The sequence below is a fragment of the Blastococcus sp. SYSU DS0753 genome, from assembly GCF_054051175.1.
In genome coordinates, this window is the sequence record NZ_JBJHAT010000001.1 from 55,579 (window position 1) to 75,195 (window position 19,617).

18 protein-coding genes and 1 riboswitch are annotated in these 19,617 nt (G+C 75.8%); of the genes, 10 read left to right on the forward strand and 8 right to left on the reverse strand.

All coding sequences use genetic code 11. The annotated features are described in order from the left end of the window. Positions 1–10: 10 nt before the first annotated feature. On the forward strand, positions 11–1,039 hold the full coding sequence (locus ACI799_RS00270; RefSeq protein ID WP_456588304.1) for an LLM class flavin-dependent oxidoreductase: 1,029 nt from the start codon (positions 11–13) through the stop codon (positions 1,037–1,039). 49 nt (positions 1,040–1,088) lie between these two features. Here ACI799_RS00270 and ACI799_RS00275 read toward each other — a convergent pair whose 3' ends face one another. Further along, complete coding sequence (locus tag ACI799_RS00275; protein ID WP_456588303.1) at positions 1,089–1,307, reverse strand: hypothetical protein; 219 nt, start codon at positions 1,305–1,307, stop codon at positions 1,089–1,091. A 157-nt stretch (positions 1,308–1,464) separates the two neighbouring features. On the opposite strand from ACI799_RS00275, the gene ACI799_RS00280 reads away from it, so the two are divergent. Further along, positions 1,465–2,298, forward strand: coding sequence for an HpcH/HpaI aldolase/citrate lyase family protein (locus tag ACI799_RS00280; protein ID WP_456588302.1), 834 nt, complete (start codon positions 1,465–1,467; stop codon positions 2,296–2,298). Positions 2,299–2,320: 22 nt separating this feature from the next. Here ACI799_RS00280 and ACI799_RS00285 read toward each other — a convergent pair whose 3' ends face one another. Together ACI799_RS00285 and ACI799_RS00290 are read right to left on the reverse strand one after the other, a co-directional pair. Beyond that, entirely contained in the window at positions 2,321–3,922 is a 1,602-nt protein-coding gene (locus ACI799_RS00285; protein ID WP_456612067.1) for a diguanylate cyclase, read from the reverse strand. Positions 3,923–3,992: 70 nt separating this feature from the next. Next, positions 3,993–5,627 (reverse strand): glycoside hydrolase family 13 protein, encoded by a 1,635-nt coding sequence (locus ACI799_RS00290; protein WP_456595481.1) that lies wholly within the window; start codon positions 5,625–5,627, stop codon positions 3,993–3,995. A 145-nt stretch (positions 5,628–5,772) separates the two neighbouring features. On the opposite strand from ACI799_RS00290, the gene ACI799_RS00295 reads away from it, so the two are divergent. The 6 genes from ACI799_RS00295 (at position 5,773) to ACI799_RS00320 (ending at position 11,543) form a co-directional block, all read left to right on the forward strand. Then, a complete protein-coding gene (locus ACI799_RS00295) occupies positions 5,773–7,002 on the forward strand; it encodes a saccharopine dehydrogenase family protein (protein WP_456612068.1) in 1,230 nt (409 codons plus the stop codon). Positions 7,003–7,056: 54 nt separating this feature from the next. After that, positions 7,057–7,611, forward strand: a complete 555-nt coding sequence (locus tag ACI799_RS00300; protein WP_456612069.1) for a DNA-directed RNA polymerase subunit alpha C-terminal domain-containing protein — start codon at positions 7,057–7,059, stop codon at positions 7,609–7,611. Between the two features lie 147 nt (positions 7,612–7,758). Continuing rightward, on the forward strand, positions 7,759–7,938 hold the full coding sequence (locus ACI799_RS00305; RefSeq protein ID WP_456612070.1) for a hypothetical protein: 180 nt from the start codon (positions 7,759–7,761) through the stop codon (positions 7,936–7,938). Next, positions 7,939–8,253: a hypothetical protein gene (locus ACI799_RS00310; RefSeq protein WP_456612071.1), complete on the forward strand. Its 315-nt coding sequence runs from the start codon at positions 7,939–7,941 to the stop codon at positions 8,251–8,253. Between the two features lie 170 nt (positions 8,254–8,423). Next, complete coding sequence (locus ACI799_RS00315) at positions 8,424–10,088, forward strand: bifunctional 3'-5' exonuclease/DNA polymerase (protein ID WP_456600181.1); 1,665 nt, start codon at positions 8,424–8,426, stop codon at positions 10,086–10,088. Between the two features lie 168 nt (positions 10,089–10,256). Then, positions 10,257–10,404, forward strand: a riboswitch (cyclic di-AMP (ydaO/yuaA leader). 254 nt (positions 10,405–10,658) lie between these two features. Then, on the forward strand, positions 10,659–11,543 hold the full coding sequence (locus ACI799_RS00320; RefSeq protein WP_456588294.1) for a hypothetical protein: 885 nt from the start codon (positions 10,659–10,661) through the stop codon (positions 11,541–11,543). A gap of 22 nt (positions 11,544–11,565) precedes the next feature. Here ACI799_RS00320 and ACI799_RS00325 read toward each other — a convergent pair whose 3' ends face one another. Continuing rightward, on the reverse strand, positions 11,566–12,312 hold the full coding sequence (locus tag ACI799_RS00325) for an SDR family oxidoreductase (protein ID WP_456600182.1): 747 nt from the start codon (positions 12,310–12,312) through the stop codon (positions 11,566–11,568). Between the two features lie 233 nt (positions 12,313–12,545). Between ACI799_RS00325 and ACI799_RS00330 the strand changes: the two genes are divergently transcribed. After that, positions 12,546–14,426: a protein kinase domain-containing protein gene (locus ACI799_RS00330; RefSeq protein WP_456612072.1), complete on the forward strand. Its 1,881-nt coding sequence runs from the start codon at positions 12,546–12,548 to the stop codon at positions 14,424–14,426. A 35-nt stretch (positions 14,427–14,461) separates the two neighbouring features. Here ACI799_RS00330 and ACI799_RS00335 read toward each other — a convergent pair whose 3' ends face one another. The 3 genes from ACI799_RS00335 to ACI799_RS00345 form a co-directional block, all read right to left on the reverse strand. Further along, positions 14,462–14,617, reverse strand: a complete 156-nt coding sequence (locus ACI799_RS00335; RefSeq protein ID WP_456588291.1) for a hypothetical protein — start codon at positions 14,615–14,617, stop codon at positions 14,462–14,464. Between the two features lie 68 nt (positions 14,618–14,685). Beyond that, positions 14,686–16,149, reverse strand: a complete 1,464-nt coding sequence (locus ACI799_RS00340; protein ID WP_456588290.1) for a protein adenylyltransferase SelO — start codon at positions 16,147–16,149, stop codon at positions 14,686–14,688. Positions 16,150–16,192: 43 nt separating this feature from the next. Beyond that, positions 16,193–16,531, reverse strand: a complete 339-nt coding sequence (locus ACI799_RS00345) for a WhiB family transcriptional regulator (protein ID WP_456588289.1) — start codon at positions 16,529–16,531, stop codon at positions 16,193–16,195. A gap of 210 nt (positions 16,532–16,741) precedes the next feature. On the opposite strand from ACI799_RS00345, the gene ACI799_RS00350 reads away from it, so the two are divergent. Next, positions 16,742–17,620 carry a mechanosensitive ion channel family protein gene (locus tag ACI799_RS00350; protein WP_456600184.1) on the forward strand — a complete coding sequence of 293 codons (879 nt, stop codon included), beginning with the start codon at positions 16,742–16,744 and terminating at the stop codon, positions 17,618–17,620. On the opposite strand, the gene ACI799_RS00355 is transcribed toward ACI799_RS00350, so the two are convergent. Next, positions 17,621–19,426, reverse strand: a complete 1,806-nt coding sequence (locus tag ACI799_RS00355; RefSeq protein WP_456612073.1) for a helicase-related protein — start codon at positions 19,424–19,426, stop codon at positions 17,621–17,623. Between the last annotated feature and the right edge of the window lie 191 nt (positions 19,427–19,617).

A 19,617-nucleotide genomic window follows, 5' to 3' on the forward strand; every position in this document is an offset into this window, starting at 1 on the left:
AGGACGGCCCATGCACGTCGGCGTCGACAGCTTCGTCGCGGCGGTCACCGATCCGCGCACCGAACGGCTGATCGGCCCGGAGGAGCGGATGGCCCACCTGCTGGAGGAGATCGAGCTCGCCGACCGGGTGGGGCTGTACTCGTTCGGCATCGGGGAGCACCACCGCAGCGAGTACTACGACTCCGCGCCGCCGGTGATCCTCGGCGCCGCGGCGGCGCGGACCTCGCGCATCCGCCTCGGCAGCGCGGTCGCGGTGCTCAGCGCCGCCGACCCGGTCCGGGTCTTCCAGCAGTTCGCCACCCTCGACCTGATCTCCCGGGGCCGGATCGACCTCGTGGTGGGCCGCGGGTCGTTCACCGAGGCGTTCCCGCTGTTCGGGCTGAGCCTCGCCGACTACGACGAGCTGTTCGCCGAGAAGCTGGACCTGCTGCTCCGCATCCGGGCGTCCGAGCACGTCACCTGGTCGGGGAAGCACCGGCCGGCCCTGACCGGTCAGGGGGTGTACCCGCGCCCGCTGCAGGACCCGCTGCCGATCTGGGTCGGCGTCGGGGGCACTCCCGAGTCCTTCGCCCGGGCGGGGCTGCTCGGGCTGCCGCTGATGGTGGCCGTCATCGGTGGCGAGCCGCGGCAGTTCGCCCCGCTGGTGGACCTGTACCGGCGGGCCGGTGAGCACGCCGGGCACCCGCCCGAGGCGCTGCAGGTCGGACTGCACGTGTTCGGGTTCGTCGCGGAGAGCACCCAGGCGGCCGCGGACACGATCTATCCCGGCTGGCACGAGATGTTCGCGAAGATCTCCCGGGAGCGGGGCTTCGCGCCCCCGACCCGGGCGCAGTTCGACGCGACCAGCGGGCCCGACGGTGCCTTCTTCATGGGCGACCCGGAGACCGTGGCCGCCAAGCTGCGGCGGGTCTCCGAGCAGCTGGGGGGCGTGGACCGGGTGGCGCTGCAGATGACGAACCCGCGGCTGGCGCACGAGGACCTGCTGCGCGGCATCGAGCTGCTGGGTACCGAGGTCGCCCCCCGGGTGGCCGGGGCCTGACGGCGGCCCGTCGCCAGCCCCCGAGGGGAGCCGGCGACGGGCCGCGGGCTCAGGCCAGGCCCTCGTTGTGCGGCTCGATGCTCGCCGAGGGGTCGACGCCCTCGTCGGCCGCGGGCTGCACGGGGCCCTCGCCGGGCTCGGAACCGGAGCCGGCGGCGGTGTTGCGGGACGAGCGTTCCGGGTCGGTGACATCGGTGGTCGTCGGCGCCTGGCCGATGCGCTTGGCGGCGTCGCCGGTGCCGGTCTGCTCCAGGTCTCCCTCGGTCACGTCTGCTCCTCTCGTCCGGGGTCGTCCGTGCCTGCCCGGCGTACCCGAGGGGGACCGGGGAACACCTGCGTGCGGGGACCGGTCAGGTCATCCGAACGGATCGGCGCGGGCGCGCCGGGCGGTGCCGGGAGCGGATCCGTACGAGGATGGACCGGTGGTGAGAAGCAGAAGGGTCGGCCCCGAGGACGCCCGCTCCTGGTTGCTGGTGAACGGCGCCCGCACGGAGCTGTTCGACGGAGCGCACGCGTCGCGAGCCGATCAGGTGGTGCTGGACATCGAGGACGCCGTCGATCCGGCGCACAAGGGCGAGGCCCGCGACGGGGTGATCGCCTGGCTGTCCCAGGAGGGCAACAGCGCCTGGGTGCGGATCAACGACCACTCCACCGTGTTCTGGGCCGACGACGTCGCCGCGCTCGCCGGGGTGCCGGGGCTGCTGGGCGTGATGCTGGCCAAGGCCGAGGCCGCCGAGCACGTGACCGAGACCTTCGACCGCCTCGGCGGCGCGACGCCGGTCCTGGCCCTGGTCGAGTCCGCGCTCGGCATCGAGGAGGCCGTGAACATCGCCCGCGCCCGCGGTGCGTTCCGGCTGGCCTTCGGCAGCGGGGACTACCGCCGTGACACCGGCACGAGCGCCGACGACCTGGCCATGGCCTACCCCCGCTCGCGCCTGGTGGTGGCCAGCCGCATCGGCGGGCTCCCCGGCCCGATCGACGGCCCCACGGTCAGCAGCAGCCTCCCGGTGCTCCGGGAGCAGTCCGCGGTCACCGTCTCCCTGGGGCTGACCGGGAAGCTGTGCCTGGACATGGAGCAGCTGCCGGTCATCAACGAGGTCATCAGCCCCGCCCCCTCCGACGTCGCGTGGGCGCGGGACTTCCTCGCCGACTTCGACGCCCGCGGTCAGGTGATCCGCGACGGGAGCGACCTGCCCCGGCTCGCCCGCGCGCGCAAGATCGAGCGGCTGGCCGGGGTGTTCGGCGTCGAACCGGTCTGACCGTCGCGCGGCGGGACGGGACCTAGGACGCGACGACGCGGTCCCGACCCCGCCGCTTGGCGGTGTACAGGGCGGCATCGGCCCGGCCGAGCGCGTCCGCCGCGGTGGCGCCGCCGCCGGCCGTGCCGATGCTGACGGTCACCGGCAGGCCACCGGTCAGCTCTCCCCACGGGTGCTCCGCGATGGCCCGGCGGAGGTCCTCGAGGTGCCGCGTCGCGGTGGCGGGGTCCGTGCCGGTCAGCACGAGCAGGAACTCCTCCCCGCCGAGCCGGGCGACGAACGCGCCGCCAGGGCCGGAGTCCGGACGGCCGTGTGCCTGGAGGAGTTCCGCCACGGTGCGCAGCACCCGGTCGCCCACCTCGTGCGAACACGTGTCGTTGATCTGCTTGAAGTGGTCGAGGTCCAGCAGCGCCACCGTCACCTCGCCGGGGTGCGCGGCCAGCACGCGCGGCAGCTCGTCGTCCACGTAGCGGCGGTTGTAGAGGCCGGTGAGCGGGTCGCGCAGCGACAGTTCGCGGTACCGCCGGCTCTGCCGGCGGGCCTCGGTGGTCTCGTACATGGCCTGCAACGCCCGGGCCCGGGCGTCGCGCTCGGCCGACTGGAGCTCGACGAGCTCGTCGGAGTACTGCCGGTGCTCCTCGTACGCGGCCCGGAAGTCCCCGGCGGCGGCGTGCAGTTCGGCCTCCTCCCGGCGGGCGCGCACGCGGATGGACGTCAGCCCGTACCGCTCGCAGCGGCGCAGGCATTCGTCGAGGCTGTCCCGGGCCCGGTCGAGGTGCCCCCGGCGGCGGCGGACCTCGGCGAGGGTCAGCAGGAAGTCCGCGCCTGCGTCACCGTCCAGCGAGGCGTCGAGGACGTCCGGGTGCAGACCGGGTAGCAGTGCGGCCTCGGCGTCCTCCAGCCGGTCCAGCTCCAGCAGCGCGCGGCCGACGGTGTCCAGCCGACCGACTCGGAGGGGGACGCCGTGCCGTGCCGCGAGGTCCTGCAGCTTCGTGCTCCAGACCAGGGCCTCCTCGAAGTGACCGGAGAGGATCTCGCAGTAGGAGCGGTTGTTGAGCACCAGCACCTGCCGGTCGACGTCGCCGATCTCGTCGGCGAGCTGGAGCACGTGGTCGTAGCGCTCCCGCGCGGCGAGGTCGCCGTTGAGCCCCAGGCAGTCGGCCAGCCGGGCGTGGTGGTCGATCCGCTGCTGGGGCCGGACGTCCTCGTCGAGCAGCTCGACGGCGCGGACGGCGTTCTCCAGCGCCAGGGAGAGATCGCCCAGCTCCTGGAACACCGCGGCCAGCACGAAGTGGCTGCGCGCCAGGAGGCAGCGGAAGCCGCGGTCGGCAGCCCAGCGCTGGATCTCCCGGGCCAGCCGGCCTGCCTCGGCGATGTTGCCGCGGCGCCGCACCAGGTCGGCCTGGACCAGCCGGGCGCGCTGTTCCAGCTCGGCCGTCCCGACCTCGCGAGCGTCGGCGAGAGCCTGCTCGGCCCGCTCCTCCAAGCCGTCGTCGTCGAATCGGGAGCGGTCCTCCAGCTCGGCGATCCGCTCCCACAGCCCAACGGCCCCGGCATCGACGGCAGCCGGTGCGGGGACGACGGAGCCGCCTTCCCCACCGGATCTCTCCGCCACGCTGGTCACCGGACCTCCATCGGCCCGTCGCCGCGACGGCTCCAACCCCAGGGCGCGGACATACCCCGTTGGGAGGAGCTCAGCTCTCGGCGAGCCAGATCGCCGTGTGCGGGGGCAGCGCCACGGTGCCCGGTGACCGCCGCACGCTGGTGTTCGACGCCAGCAGCACGGTGCCGCGCGTGCGCACGAGCGTCGTCCCGGTGCCCATGTTGACCACGCACCGGACGACGCTGCCGTCGGCGGCCGTGCACCGGACGGTGAGGACGTCGCCCCGGGTGCTGACCGTGGCCTCGCCCGAGCCGAGGGCCGGGTGGGCCTCGCGCAGCGCCAGGGCGCGGCGGTAGAGGGTCAGCATCGACCCGCCGTCCCGCGCCTGGCGGGACACCGCGTACCGGCTCCACTCGTCGGGGATCGGCAGCCAGGGCTCGGCCGCCGTCCCGGCGGAGAAGCCCACGCCGGGCGAGGGGTTCCACGGCATGGGCACGCGGCAGCCGTCCCGTCCGCTGCGGGCGCCGCCGCTGCGGAAGAAGATCGGGTCGCGCTTGGCCTCGTCGGGGACGTCGGCCTGCGGCAGGCCCAGCTCGTCGCCGGCGTAGACGTAGGCGGAGCCGGGCAGGGCCAGCATGAGCAGCGCGGCGGCGCGGGCACGGGCGGTGCCCACGGCACCACCACCGAACCGGGTGACCTGCCGGTCCTTGTCGTGGTTGCCGAGCACCCAGGAAACGGGTGCGCCCACCTGCCCGAACGCGTCCAGCGCGCTCCGCACGCCGTCGGCGAAGGCCTCCGTCGACCACGGGGACTTCAGCAGGCGGAAGCTGAAGGACTGGTGCATCTCGTCGGGCCGCGAGTAGAGGGCCACCTCGTGCGGATCGGCCAGGCAGACCTCGCCGACGAGCATCGTCTCCGGGTACTCGTCGCAGATCGACCGCCAGCGGCGCCAGACGTCGTGCACCTCGGGCTGGTTCCAGGTCATCGCCTGCTCGGGGCCGTGCCCGAACAGGGTGGGGGAGTAGGCGCCCGGGTTGTCCCGCAGGCCGGCGTCCTTGAACAGGCCGTAGGCGACGTCGACGCGGAATCCGCTGACGCCGCGGTCGAGCCAGAAGCGCAGCGTCCGCTCGAAGTCGGCGGCGACGGCGGGGTCGCGCCAGTTGAGGTCGGGCTGCTCGGGGGCGAACAGGTGCAGGTACCAGCGGCCGTCCGGGGTGCGCGACCACGCCGGGCCGCCGAAGAGCGAGCGCCAGTTGTTCGGCGGCTCCTCCGACGCGGGCGCGAAGTGGTACCGCGACGCCTCGGGGCAGTCCGGGTCGGCCAGCGCGGCCTGGAACCAGGGATGCCGGTCGGAGGTGTGGTTGGGGACGACGTCGAGCACGACCCGCAGGCCGAGCGCGCGGGCCTCGGCGACGAGCGCCTCCAGGTCCGCGACGTCGCCGTACTCGGGGTCGACGGCGCGGTAGTCGACGATGTCGTAGCCGCCGTCGGCACCACCGGAGGGGTAGTGCGGGTTGATCCAGACCGCGTCGACCCCCAGCCACGCCAGGTACGGCAGCCGGGAGCGGAGGCCGGCCAGGTCGCCGATGCCGTCGCCGTTGCCGTCGGCGAACGAGCGCAGGTAGACCTGGTAGACCACCGCCGACCGCCACCACGGGGACGTCGACGTCTGGGCCGCGACCTGCTGCCGGGTCGCGGTCCGCACCGTTGCGAGCCGCACTGCCATGCGACCTCCATCGGCACCTCCCCGCAGTTCCTTGCGCACGGGGGAGGTCGGAGTGACCCGTGTGCCGTTCCGTGACCTCGCCGTGAGGTGGCGCCCGGGGGGAGCGCGGGCTGCCGGCGCTCCCCGGGCGGGTCAGGATGGCCGCATGGCTGAAGACGCACGGACCTACGACCTCGTCGTCTACGGGGCCACCGGCTTCGTCGGGCGGCTGCTCGCGGCCTACCTGGCCGAGCACGCCCCGGAGGGAACCCGCATCGCGCTGGCCGGGCGCTCCCGGCGGCGGCTCGAGGAGGTCCGCGACGCCCTCCCGGCCGCCGGCCGCGACTGGGCGCTGGTCGAGGCCGACTCGACCGATCCCGCGTCGCTGACCGCGCTCGCCGGCAGCACCCGCGTGCTGGTCACCACGGTCGGCCCCTACGCCCGCTACGGGCTGCCGGTGGTGGAGGCCTGCGCCCGGGCCGGCACGCACTACGCCGACCTGACCGGGGAGGTCCTGTTCGTCCGTGACGCCATCGAGCGCTGCGACGCCGTCGCCAGGGAGACCGGCGCCCGCCTCGTCCACGCCTGCGGCTACGACTCCGTCCCCTCCGACCTCAGCGTCCTCCTGCTGGGCCGGCGGGCCGCGGCCGACGGTGCGGGAGGGTTGCGCGACGTCCAGCTGGTGGCCACGGCCCGGGGCGGGCTCAGCGGCGGCACGATCGACTCGATGCGCGCCCAGGTGGAGGCGATGCAGGAGAACCCGTCGCTGCGTCGCGTCGTCGGCGACCCGTTCGGCCTGAGCCCCGACCGGGCTGCCGAGCCCGACACCCCGCAGCCCCTCGACGGTGCGCTGCCACGCCGGACCGACGACGGGCGCTGGACGGCCGCCTTCGTCATGGCGCCGTTCAACACCCGCATCGTGCGGCGGAGCAACGCGCTGCAGGGCTGGGCCTACGGGCGCGACATGCGCTACGGCGAGGTCATGGGGGTGGGGCGCGGGCCGCTCGGCGCCGTCGCCGCGGCCGGTGTCTCCGCCGGGCTGGTCGCCACCGTGTCCGCCATGAGCCTGGCGCCCACCCGTGCGGTGCTGGACCGGGTGCTCCCCGCGCCGGGCACCGGCCCGAGCGAGGCCGTGCGGCGGAAGGGCTGGTTCCGGATGGTGGTCGACGCCACGACCGAGAGCGGCCGCCGCTACCGCGCCACCGCCGCGGGCAGCGGCGACCCGGGGTACGCCGCCACCGCCGTCATGCTCGGGGAGGCCGCGCTGGCGCTCGCCCTCGACGGGGAGCGGCTGCCCGACCGGGCCGGTTCGCTGACGCCGGCGACGGCGCTGGGGGAGGTCCTCGTGGAGCGGCTGCGCGCGGAGGGGCACACCTACGAGGTGACCGAGGTCTGACCGGGCTGCCGCCGCCGGCGCGACCGCGGGCCGGCATCGCTAGGGTTGGCCGACATGCCGACCAGCTCACCGGGACAGCCCGCCGGGACGATCCGTGACCTGGGTCTGCCGACGCGCGCGGTCAGCGCGCTGACCCGGGCGGGGATCACCGACGTCGAGGCGCTCGCCGCGCTCACCCGGCGGGAGCTCAGCGACGTCGCCGGTCTCGGACCGGGCCTGGTCGCGGCGATCCGCGCCGTCGTCCCCGAGCCGCCGGCCCACCTGCCGGGCGCCGGCGCGGCGGTGGGCGGGCCCGCCGGTGGGCAGCCGACCGATGGCGAGCCGTCCGAGGAGGACGGTCCGGTGGCGCCGGCCATCCCGTCGTTCGACTCGCTCCGGGCCCCACGACGCCGGTCGGCGGTCGACCTGCTCCTCACCGAGACGCCGGCGCCGGCCCCGCCGGTCGCCGCGGCCCGGGCGGCGACGGACGACCGGCCGTCTCCCGGCCGGCCAGGGGCGGGTGCCACCGTCCGTCCGCCCGACTACACCGACCTGCTGCGGCTGGGCGTGCACGTCGCCCGGGCCGTCCTCGCCACGCCCGTCCGCTGTCTACGCCGGCTGCTCGGCTAGGCGCTTCCCGGACGGGCGGGTCGGCGGCGGGGGCGGTGGTCGGTTCGAGGGCGCCGCGGGGGATCAGGGCGTCGTGCCCGCGGCTCGAAGGATCTGCAGCCAGGCGATCGGGGCCTCGCCGGCGACGTCGTGACCCGTGGTCAGCTCGTGTCGGACCGCGTGCGGCAGGGCGGCCTGGAGGTCTGCGGAATGTGCGGGGTCGACCAGCCGGTCGCGCGTGGGGACGACGAGCGTGACCGGAAGACGGCGTGCGGCCAACCGGGGCAGGTCGGCGGTGACGTCGACGCGACCGACCAGCTCGACCTGCGCGCGTGCGCCGGCCGGTAGGTGCTCGGTGACGTCCCGGGCCAGCTGGGCGGTGGCGTCCCGGCCGAGGGCGTGGAGCGCGGCATCCCCGGGGAACAGGGCCGCGACGAACCAGCCGGCGCCGACGGGGTCCTGCTCGAGCAGCCGCTGCCACAGCCGGCTGGTCGCCGCGGGCGACGGGCGGGCGGCAGCGAAGCCGGCGGTCAGAACCAGCGCGGTGACCCGACCCTCGTGGCCACTCGACGCGAGATCGACGCGCGGATCGCCTGTTTGCAGGACAACAGCGCCGCCCTCGGCCGCTACCTGCAGGCGGCGGGGGTGGACGCCGGGCGCTGACCTTGCTCGACGTCGTGGGTCCGTCGTGATGGCGGCCTGTCGCGACGAGCACCCCCTGCTCCATCGTCGCGTCGCGTCGCGCCGGCCGCCGTCCTCGCGCGATCCCGCACCGGGGACATGCGTCGGGGCCGTCCGGCGGATCGGTCGGCTCCGTCGGCGACACTGCGGGCGTGCAGCGGATCCTGCTCCGGCGCCGCGAGTCCGCGGTGGAGATGACGGAGCTCGTCGACGACGGGTCGACGGGGTCGGTCACCCGCGTCGCGGCCGGGGGGCTGCCCGCCGTCGTGGCACAGCGGGAGGCCGCTGCCGCACCCGTCCGCTGGGTGTGGGACGACACCACCCGCTGGTACCCCGCGCTGCTGGCGGCGGGAGTCCGCGTCGAGCGCTGCACCGACCTGCGGCTCGGCCACGCGATCCTGCGGCGGTCCCCGTTCGCGGCCCAGGAGCTGCTCGCCGGGGACGACACCCCTGGGTGGGACGTGCTGCAGCCCGGCCAGCCGGCGGAGTCCGCCCTCTTCCCGCTGGCCGACCCGGCGGACCGGCTCGACCCCCTGGCCGAGCAGCGGCGCCAGCAGGCGGCCCTGGCCGCCTCACCGCACGGCGACCGGCTCGCGCTGCTGCTCGCGGCGGAGTCCGCCGGCGCCCTGGTGGCCGCCGAGATGACGCACACCGGCCTGCCGTGGCGGGCGGACGTGCACGAGCGCCTGCTCACCGACCTGCTCGGCCCGCGCCCGGGAACCGGTGGGCGCCCCGCGGTGCTCGAGCGGCTGCTGGGCGAGATCCGCGCGGCGCTGGGGACCCCGTCGCTCAACCCCGATTCGCCGGCCGAGCTGCTGCGGGCACTCCAGCAGGCCGGCCTCCCGGTGGCCGACACCCGCTCGTGGACCCTCGAGCAGCTCGAGCACCCGTGCGTCCCCCCGCTGCTCGAGTACAAGAAGCTGATGCGGCTGCTCACGGCCAACGGCTGGAGCTGGCTGGAGGCCTGGGTGCAGGGAGGGCGGTTCCGCTCGGCCTTCCTGCCGGGTGGGGTGGTCACGGGTCGGTGGGCGTCCAACGGCGGGGGTGCACTCTCGGTGCCCACGCTGATCCGCCCGGCGGCGGTCGCGGACGACGGCTGGCGATTCGTCGTCGCCGACGTGGCCCAGCTGGAGCCCCGGGTGCTCGCCGGGATGAGCGCGGACACCGCGATGGCCGAGGCGGCGCGGGCCTCGGACCTCTACGCGGGCATGGTCGCCGGTGGCGCGGTGGCGACCCGGGCGGAGGCCAAGCTGGGCATCCTCGGGGCCATGTACGGCGGCACCCGCGGGGAGAGCGGTCGCATGATGCCCCGGCTCGCCCGCCGCTACCCGCGCGCCATCGGCCTGGTCGAGGAGTCCGCCCGGGCCGGCGAACGCGGCGAGGTGGTGCACACGCTGCTGGGCCGGGGGTCGCCGTCGCCCAGCGGCGCGTGGGCGCAGCGGGCGGACGGGCTCGGCGAGGCCGCGGAGCAGGCCGGTTCCCGGGAGGACCGCGACCGCGCCCGCCGCGCCTGGGGTCGGTTCACCCGCAACTTCGTCGTCCAGGGCACCGGAGCGGAGTGGGCGCTGTGCTGGCTGGCCGACCTCCGCAACCGGCTCTGGCGGCTGGGCGGCGACGGGCCGCTGGGGACCCGGGCGCACCTCGCGTTCTTCCTCCACGACGAGGTGGTCGTGCACACCCCCGAGCACCTGGCCGACGACGTGGTCGAGGCGGTGCGCGCCGCGGCCACCACGGCCGGGCGGCTGCTGTTCGGCGCCTTCCCGGTGGACTTCCCGCTGGACGTCGCCGTCGTCCGGTCCTGGGCCGACGCCGGCTGAACGGACTGCCGTACACCACCGACGGGGCCGGCACGGTGGCGCGACACGCGTCACGATCTGCGGAAGTGACCGCTCCCGCATTGTCACGACTGCATAACGACGGTTACCGTGGCGGAGCCCGGCCGATCGTTCTCTCCCCATCCGGGGAGGGTCTGCCGGGCGCCGCCGAGTCGCCCGCCGCCTTCGAGCTGCGGGCGAGCCGGGGACCCACCGAAGTTCTGGGGTGAATCGCGCACCGGGCACGTCCCGGTGCGGGTAGGGCTGCTTCCCGTCCGAATCCGTCAGCTAACCCGGTAGGCGGCACGACGGAAGAAACGGAGAGCCGCCGCATGGCGCGCCCCTGCACCGCCGCACCACCCCGCGCCCGCCGGCACCGCCGCCCCCCGGTGCGTCCCCGGACCTGACCGCACGCGCACCCGGCGTCCCGCCGGTCGCCCCCACCAGCGATGACCGCCGGCCGAGCCGCCGGTGCCCGGTGGCCCCGCGACCCGGCGCCGGTCCGCAGCCCGCATCCCTCGCGGTCCGCCTCGCCCGGCCGACCCCGCCGCACCAACGGAGCACCCCGAACCCATGGATCCCCGCACCACCACCTCGGGCCGTCGTGGCCCGCTCGCCCTCCGCCGTCGCCCGCCCTCGGGCCTCCGCCGTCCGGCGTTCTACCTCGGGGTCGCCGCCGCCGGTGCCCTCCTGGTCAACACCCTCGTCGGCGTGGACCCGGGCGCCCAGGCCGAGGCCGGCACCTCGCAGTCGGTGAGCGTCGCCCAGGAGCTCGGGCTCACCTCCCGCTCCGGCCCGGTCGACGTCGCCGAGGACCTCGCCCCGCTGCAGGACCTGGCGGCCAGCCGCAGCAGCCGCGAGGCCGAGCAGGTCGCGGCCCAGCAGGCCCAGGCCGCGGCCGACCAGGCCGAGCTCGACCGGCAGAAGGCCGAGGCGGAGGCCACCGCCCGCGCCGAGGCCGAGGCGAAGGCTGCCGAGGAGAAGGCAGCGGAGGAGGCCGCAGCCGCCGAGCGGGCGGCCGCGGCCCCCGCCGCGGCGACGCCCACGCAGGAGGCCCGGGCCGCCGCCACCACCGCCGCCTCGGTGGCGGCCACGGCGGTCGCCCGCATCTCCAACACCGCGGGCAGCGTGAAGCCGCAGACCCAGGCCGCGGCCGACGCGGTGGTCAGCAACGTGCCCGGCGCCGCGGGGATCACCCTCGGCGGCACCCGGGCCAGCGCCGCCGACCCGGGCGGGCACCCCTCGGGCCTGGCGCTGGACTACATGGTGATGTCCGACGCCGCCCTCGGGGACGCGATCGTCGCCTACCACCGCGCCCACTGGGCCGAGCTGGGCGTGGACTACCTGATCTGGCAGCAGCGGATGCTCTCGTCCCCCGGCGGCTCGTGGCAGGCGATGGAGAACCGGGGCAGCGCGACGGCCAACCACTTCGACCACGTGCACGTGAACTACAACTGATCCCGCCGTCCCGCGGCCGTGCTTAGGTGAGCCGGCGGACCACGGACAGCGGCAGCACCCGCATGGCCAGCCCGATGGGCACCCACGGCCACGCGGGGACGTAGGCCGTGGCCCGCCGGGCCTCGATGGCGGTCACCATGGCGTGGACGCCCGTCGGGGTGTCCACCATGAACCGGGTCCGCTGCTGCACGTGCTGGTTCATCTCCGACCGGATGTAGCCGGGGTAGATCACCGACACGTCCAGGCCGGGGATCCGCTCGGCCCGCAGCCCCTCGGCGAGGGACGCGACCCCGGCCTTGGTGGCGGCGTAGGTGGTCATCGACCGGCGCATGCCGCGCAGCGCCGACATCGAGGAGATCAGCACGAGGTGCCCGCGGCCCTGGCGGCGGAAGATCTCCAGCGCCGCCTCGGTCTGCGCCAGCGCGCCGACGAAGTTCGTCATCGCCGTCTCGCGGTTGGCCTCGGCCCGGCCGGTGCCCAGGGGCGCGCCCTTGCCGAGGCCGGCGTTCACGACCACCCGGTCGATCGAGCCGAACGCCGCGGCGAACGCGGTGAAGACCGTGGGCACGGCCTGGGCGTCGGTGACGTCGAGCGCCGCGGTCTCCACCCGCCGGCCGGTGGCCGAGCGGATCTCCGCTGCGAGGGCGTCCAGCCGATCGGTGCGCCGGGCGCAGAGCGCCAGGTCGTGGCCGCGGGCGGCGAACTGCCGGGCCATCTCCTCGCCCAGGCCGGAACTCGCGCCGGTGATGAGGACGACGCCGGTGTTCATGGGTGCTCCTGTCGATCGGTGCGGCAAGCCGCTGCGGCCGGCCGGCACGCACGGTACGAGAGCCCGCAGGCGGATCCGCGGCCGGCACCGCGGCGGCGCGTGGGGCCGGCCGGGTTCCACCTCGTCGGCTCCGCCGGGGTTCAGACCCCCTCCGGGCGGGCACACCTGCAGGACGTACGAGTACGGGGGAGCGCGGAGGCGCCCTCTCGGCACCGACACGAGGGGACTCGGGAGTGACCACGGCCGGAACCAGCCGACGGTGCCTGGACGGCCGCTACCAGCTGCAGCAGCTCATCGCCGTCGGCGGGATGGGTGAGGTCTGGCGGGCGCGCGACCTGCAGCTCCACCGGTCCGTGGCGGTCAAGGTGCTGCGCAGCGAGTACGCCGACGACCCGGAGTTCGTGGCGCGCTTCCGCTCCGAGGCCCGGCACGCGGCGGCGTTGAGCCACCCCAACATCGCCGCGGTCCTCGACTACGGGGAGACGACCGCCGAGGACACCGGCGAGCGGCTGGCCTACCTGGTGATGGAGCTCGTGGAGGGGCCTCCGCTGTCGGCCCGGCTGGCCGAGGTGGGATCGCTGGACACCGCCGCCGCGCTCTCGCTGCTGCGGCAGGCGGCGGCCGGGCTGGCCGAGGCCCATCGGGCCGGCGTGGTCCACCGTGACGTCAAGCCGGCCAACATCCTGCTCGGCCGGGACGGCACGGTGAAGCTGACCGATTTCGGGATCTCGTGGTCGGCGGGGAGCGCGCCGATCACGGGCACCGGGCAGGTGGTCGGCACCGCCCAGTACATGTCGCCCGAACAGGCCCGGGGCGAGCACGTCAGCCCGGCGAGCGACGTCTACGCCCTCGGTCTGGTCGGCTACGAGTCGCTGGCCGGCCAGGCCGCCTTCGACGGCGACAACCCGGTCACGGTCGCGCTCAAGCAGGTGCAGGAGCACCCCGAGCCCCTTCCCGCCGAGCTGCCGCCCGGCGTGCGCGCCCTGATCGACGCCGCCCTGGTCAAGGACCCGGCGCAGCGGCCGCGGGACGGCGGCGCCTTCCTGTCGGCCATCGAGGAGGCGATCCACCGACCGGCGGGGACCGCACCGGGTCGCCGGCCGCTGGTCACGCGCCCGGTGCGGGCGGCGCGCCCCCCGTCCCGGGGCACCCGGGCGGCGCCCGGGAGGGCCGGCCGCCGTCCGGCCCTGGCCGTCGCGACGCCGCTGGCGGCGTTCCTCCTGCTCGGGGGCGGCGCCCTGTGGATCATCCCGGATCCCGGTGGGGACGCGGGCGCCGGCCGGTCCGCCGGCGCCGTCTCGACCCCCTCGGCAGCCGCGGGCGTCGTGCTGGCGCCGGCGGAGTACCTCGGCCGCCCGGCCGCCGAGGTGGCCGCTGAACTCGGCGCGCTCGGGCTGACGGTGCGGCAGGAGGAGGACGTGACCGCGGAGCAGGCCCCGGGCACGGTGACCCGCCTCGAGCCGGCCGCCGGCATGCTGCTCCCCGGCGACGAGGTGCGTCTCGGTGTCGCTGTCCGGCCGGGTGTGACGGTTCCGGAGGTGGCGCCGTCGACCGGTGGGGGTGCCATCCCGGTGGGACGCCCCCAGCCCGTGGCACCTGCCCCGGAGGTGCCGGTCGCCGAGGAGCCGGTGCCGAGCGGCGCGTCGACCCGCGGCCCGGCGGAGGAGAGCGCGGATCCGGCGACGGGCACGCCCACGACGCCCCCCGCCGGGGATGCCGCCGGCCCGAGCACCCCGCCGCAGGACGGGGAGGTCATCGCCGGGCCGAGCAGCCCGCCCGACGGTGACGGGGGCACGACCGAGCCGATCACCCCGCCGGAGGACGACGGGGACGCCGAGCCAAGCACCCCGCCGGAGGACGACGGGGACGCCGAGCCCAGCACCCCGCCGGAGGACGATGGGGACGCCGAGCCCAGCACCCCGCCGGAGGACGATGGGGACGCCGAGCCCAGCACCCCGCCGGAGGACGACGGGGACACCGAGTCCACCACCCCGCCGGAGGACGACGGGGACGCCGGTGAGCAGACCGCCGCCCCGGAGGACGAGGACGACGACGCCCCCGCCACGGCGACGGAGCCGGCCGGCGACGAGGTGGCGCCCGCCGCCCGGATCTGACTGACCGGCACCGGCACCGGCCGGTCGGCCGGCCGTCAGAGCAGCCGGTCGAGGTCGTCCGGCCCGGGACCGGTGCCGCCGGAGTCGGGCAGGGGAGAGGTGTCGGGGACGTCGTCGTCGGGAGGCTCGGGGGCCACCGGCCCCTCGGCGTACAGGGTGTCCGGGTCCCGGGGGTCCATCTCTCGTGGCACGGATCGCGACTACCCGGCGCGGCCGGGGTGAACCCGTCGCGACGGGGCCGGCGGTTCCGGTCCCGTGCTCAGGTCCCGCAGAAGGTGCGGTAGGCGCCGAAGTCCTGCGGGGCGGGCTCCGCGTAGCGCTCCAGCCCCGGCCGCTCGTCGAAGGGGGCGGTCACCACGGACAGGAGCCGCTCCAGCGGCGCCAGGTCGCCGTCGGTCGCCGCGTCCAGGGCCTCCTCGACGAGGTGGTTGCGCGGGATGTACGCCGGGTTTACGCCGTCCATGGCCGCGGCGTCGGGGGCGAGCGCCCGCCAGCGCCCCAGCCAGTCGTCGATGCCGGCCAGGTCGAGAAACAGCAGCCGGACGCGCTCGACGTCCCCCCGCGCCGCCGACCCCAGCCCGCGGAAGAACGCCGTGAGGTCGACGTGGTCCCGGGCGAGCAAGGCCAGCAGCTCCTCGGCCAACGGCCGCACGACGGTGTCCTCGACGTCGTCGGGCAGGCCCAGCTTGGCGCGCATCCCGGCGGTCCAGGCGGTCTGGTACAGCGGGGCGAAGCGGCCCAGCGACTCGACGGCGAGGGCGACGGCCCGGTCCTGGTCGTCGGACAGCAGCGGCAGCAGCGCCTCGGCCAGCCGGGCCAGGTTCCACTGGGCGGCCGCGGGCTGGTTGCCGTAGGCGTAGCGCCCGCTGTGGTCGATGGAGCTGTAGACGGTGGCCGGGTCGTAGGCGTCGAGGAAGGCGCACGGGCCGTAGTCGATGGTCTCGCCCGAGATGGTCGTGTTGTCGGTGTTCATCACGCCGTGCACGAAGCCGACCAGCATCCACTGGGCGACCAGCTCGGCCTGGGCGGCGACCACCGCGTCGAACAGGGCGAGGTGCGGGTGCTCGGCGCCGGCCGCGTCGGGGTGGTGACGGTCGATGGCGTGGTCGGCGAGGCGGCGCAGCAGCTCGACGTCGCCCAGGACGGTGGCGTACTGGAAGCTGCCCACCCGCAGGTGGCTGCTCGCGACGCGGGCGAGCACGGCGCCGGGCAGCAGGGTCTCGCGGCGCACCGGGCGGCCCGTCGCCACCACGGCCAGGGCGCGCGTCGTCGGGATGCCGAGGGCGTGCATCGCCTCGCTGACCACGTACTCGCGCAGCATCGGGCCCACCGCGGCCAGGCCGTCGCCGCCGCGGGCGAACGGCGTGCGGCCGGAGCCCTTCAGGTGCAGGTCGCGCAGCGCTCCGTCGGGGCCGGTGAGCTCACCGAGCAGGAGTGCGCGTCCGTCGCCCAGGCGGGGGGTGAACCCGCCGAACTGGTGCCCGGCGTAGCCCTGCGCCACCGGCGTGGCGCCGTCGGGGACCAGGTTGCCGACCAGCAGGCGCACGCCCTCGGCGCTGCGCAGCGATGCGGCGTCCAGACCCAGCTCCGCGGCGAGCGGCTCGTTGAGCACCAGCAGCCGCGGGTCGGGAGCCTCCTCGGCCCGCCAGGGGACCGCCAGTTCCGGGAAGTCCCGTGCGAAGCGGTCGTCCAGGGCAACGGTGCGTACCGGCGCGGAGGTCACCCCTCCGAGGGTACGAGGATCACCGGCGGGCGGCCGGGGACGATCAGGCGCTGATGGTGTCGCGGCGCTGCAGGCGCACCCGGCGGCGCTCCCGCTCGGAGAGGCCGCCCCAGATGCCGAACCGCTCGTCGTTGGCGAGCGCGAACTCCAGGCACTCGGCCCGCACCGGGCAGCCGGTGCAGACGCGCTTGGCGTCCCGCGTCGACCCGCCCTTCTCGGGGAAGAACGCCTCCGGGTCGGTCTCGGCGCAGAGCGCGTCGAGCCGCCACGCGTCGTCGGCCGCCGGCAGGACCGGCCAGGCCGGGGCGTCGTCGATCGGCGCGAGGTGCTCGGTGGCGGAGCCGGGAACCAGGGTGAGGACGGGGCGGGAGAAGGAAGACACGGGGGAAGCTCCTCGAACGGTGGCCGGTGGCAGGCGCGGTGACGGACCGGTACGGCCTGCTTGCTACCTGTGACGTTACGGAGGAGGTGTCGCGTCGGCACTGGCAGAATCCGTACGAAACCGTCTCGTCCGTTTGGCCAGTTGTGTCCTGTCGCCGTCGCCGACCCGTGTCGCGCAGCGGGATACGCGGGCGCTGCCTAGCCTCCGGGGGTGGCCGGACAGCATGCCCTGATCCCACTCCTGGCGGCCGAGGACGAGCTCGTCACGGACGCGATCACGTGGCAGGAGGCCACCGCGGCCCTGCTGGCGCTGGTCCTCGGCATCGCCCTGGCCGCCGTCGTCCGCCGGGTGCTGGTCCGCGCGATCGACCGCGAGGGCGATCGTCACATCGGCCGCGTGGTCGGCCGGTTCGCGAGCGTCCTGATCGCCGCGGCGGGGGCCGTCTACGCGCTGGGCCTCATCGGCGTGCAGATCGGACCGCTGCTGGGGGCGCTGGGCGTGGGCGGTATCGCGATCGCCTTCGCCGCCCAGGACATCCTGCAGAACTTCATCGCCGGGGTGCTCCTCCAGGTCCGGCACCCCTTCCGCGTGGGCGACCAGATCGGCAGCGGTGACCACGAGGGCGTGGTCGACGACGTCAACCTGCGGACGACGGTCCTGCGCACCTACGACGGGCTGGTCGTGTACCTGCCCAACGCCGAGGTGCTGAAGAACCCGATCATCAACTACACCCAGACGCCGGTGAGCCGCACCTCGCTCACCGTGGGGCTGCCCTACGACGCCGACCTGGAGCGGGCCCGGCAGGTGCTGCTGCGGGCGTGCCGCGACACCGACGAGGTGCAGGCCAGCCCGCCGCCCGAGGTCTGGGTGGAGGAGTTCGCGGACTCCTCGATCAACGTCGCCGTGCGCTACTGGCACCCGGCCGACATCGCGAGCCGCTGGCGGGTGCGCAGCGCCGTCGCCATCTCGCTGAAGGCGGCGCTGGACGCGGCCGGGATCTCCATCCCCTTCCCGCAGCGGGTGCTGTGGTTCCCCGAGGGCACCGGGGCGGAGCAGCCGGCGGGGGAGGGGGGCGGGCGGCCCGGCTGATCAGCTCCGGCGAGACCTGCCCCGGGGACCGCCCTGCCGCCCGCCGAGCGTGCGGCCGGCCGCGCGACTGGCGGTCCGGCGGCCGCCCGGGCTCGGCCGGCGGTCCCGCTCGCCGCCGCCGCGACCCGCGGGGGCGCTGCAGGGCCGGCAGGTGGTGAACCACGGCGCGATCGCGCTGCCGCACTCCACGCACTTCCCGGACCGGCCCAGCGCGATGGCGTCGGGGAGCAGCTCGGTGATCATCTCGGCGCACTCCTCCTCGACCCACGCGGCGTCCTCGCTGTCCAGGCCGGCGACGCCGGGGAACTGGCGGAGCAGGGTCTGGGCGTCCCGGGCAGCCGCGGCGGCCTGCTCGTACTCCTCGACGGTGCCGCCGCGGGGGACGTCCGGCAGCACGGTCTCGGGCGGGACGGGCAGCCCCACGGCGTGCTGCAGCGCCGCCTTGGCGAGCACCAGCCAGCGGGTGCGGCGCGGCGGGTTGTAGTCGATGGCGAGGTTGACCAGCCGCCACACGGTGGTCAGGTCGCCGGCCGCGCCCAGCGGACCGCGCAGGAGCGGCAGCAGGGCGTGTACCCGCAGGACGAGGCTGGTGACGTCGTCGGCGGTCATCGCCTCGTCGCGGGTCGCCGCCCGCGCCCAGGCCATCCACCGGGTCAGTGCCTCCGGGAGGTCGACCGCCTCGAAGGCGCCGAGGTCCTCGAGCTCGGGCCGCAGCCGGGGCGCGCGCTTGGGCAGGTCGCTCATCTCGTCGCCGCGGGCCACGGCGGCTCCGGCGCCGACCAGCGAGGCGATCGGCTTGAGCCCGCTCACCCCGATGAGGATGCCGACGGCGCCGTGGCCGGTCAGGCCGTAGCGCCCGGCCCGCCCGGCGATCTGGGCGGCCTCCCAGGTGCGCAGCGGCCGCATCTCCTGGCCGTCGAACTTGGTCGTCTCGGCGAACAGCACGGTCGTGGCCGGCACGTTGATGCCGTGGCCGATGACGTCGGTGGTGACGAGCACGTCGAGCTCGCCGCTGGTGAACCGCTCGATGACCTCGCGCCGGGTGGCCGGCGGGAGCGCGCCGTAGAGGACGCCCACCTTGCCGGGCCGGTGCTGGTCGAGCTCCGCGGCGACGGCGTAGACGGCCTTGCGGGAGAACGCGACGACGAGGGTCTGCGGCCGCACGTTCGCCGGTCGCACCGGCGCGCGGAGCACGTCCAGCCGGGAGAGCCGCTTGTGGTTGACGACCTCGACGTGCTCGGCGTCGGAGACCAGCGGCTTGAGCACCAGGTAGGCCTCGGCAGCGGAGATCAGGTGCATCTCGCGGTACTCGCCGGTGAGCAGGAGCCGCGCCCAGTGGTGGCCGCGGTCGGGGTCGGTGACCCAGTGGGCCTCGTCGAGCACCAGCATCTCGCCGCGGTCGGGCGCCTTCTCCACCGTGCAGCAGACGATGGGCGCGAACGGGTCGATCTCCTCCTCGCCCGTCGACAGGCCCACGGTGCCCTCGGGCAGCTCGGCCGAGAGCTTGGCGTAGGCCTCGTGGGCGAGCTGGCGCAGCGGGGCGGCGTAGACGCCGGAGCCGGTGGCGGCCAGCGCCTGCAGGGACTCGTAGGTCTTGCCCGAGTTGGTCGGGCCGAGGTGGAAGACGACGTTCTCGGGGCGGGTCGCGCGGGCCGGCAGCTCGGGCGCGGCTCCCTCGACCCAGCTCTGCTGGGCGCGCTTCTCCTCGCGGGCGGCCGCTCGGTCGGTCTCGCGCGCCGCGGCCTGGCGGCCGGCGGAGCGTTCCCGGCGGCGCACGGTGGCGGGCTGGGCGTGGGTGTCAGGCAAACGTGGTCCTTCGTGTGTGAAAAGTCTGGGTCGTGTGCCTCACGGAGGCGCACCGTCATCCACACCCAACACCCACGGTCACCGATCCATGCCCGGGGGTCGACCAGTGGCGTGGCGAGGAGGCGGCGCCGGCGGTCGCCGCCGCGACGGAGGGCCCGGACGGGGAACGGCCCGCCTGCGGTGCAGGCGGG

Bases quoted from the DNA above. Each gene is read 5' to 3' on its own strand.
- ACI799_RS00325 (WP_456600182.1), bottom strand. From the start codon at position 12,312: ATGAACACCGGCGTCGTCCTCATCACCGGCGCGAGTTCCGGCCTGGGC.
- ACI799_RS00320 (WP_456588294.1), top strand. From the start codon at position 10,659: ATGGATCCCCGCACCACCACCTCGGGCCGTCGTGGCCCGCTCGCCCTC.
- ACI799_RS00270 (WP_456588304.1), top strand. From the start codon at position 11: ATGCACGTCGGCGTCGACAGCTTCGTCGCGGCGGTCACCGATCCGCGC.
- ACI799_RS00300 (WP_456612069.1), top strand. From the start codon at position 7,057: ATGCCGACCAGCTCACCGGGACAGCCCGCCGGGACGATCCGTGACCTG.
- ACI799_RS00290 (WP_456595481.1), bottom strand. From the start codon at position 5,627: ATGGCAGTGCGGCTCGCAACGGTGCGGACCGCGACCCGGCAGCAGGTC.
- ACI799_RS00295 (WP_456612068.1), top strand. From the start codon at position 5,773: ATGGCTGAAGACGCACGGACCTACGACCTCGTCGTCTACGGGGCCACC.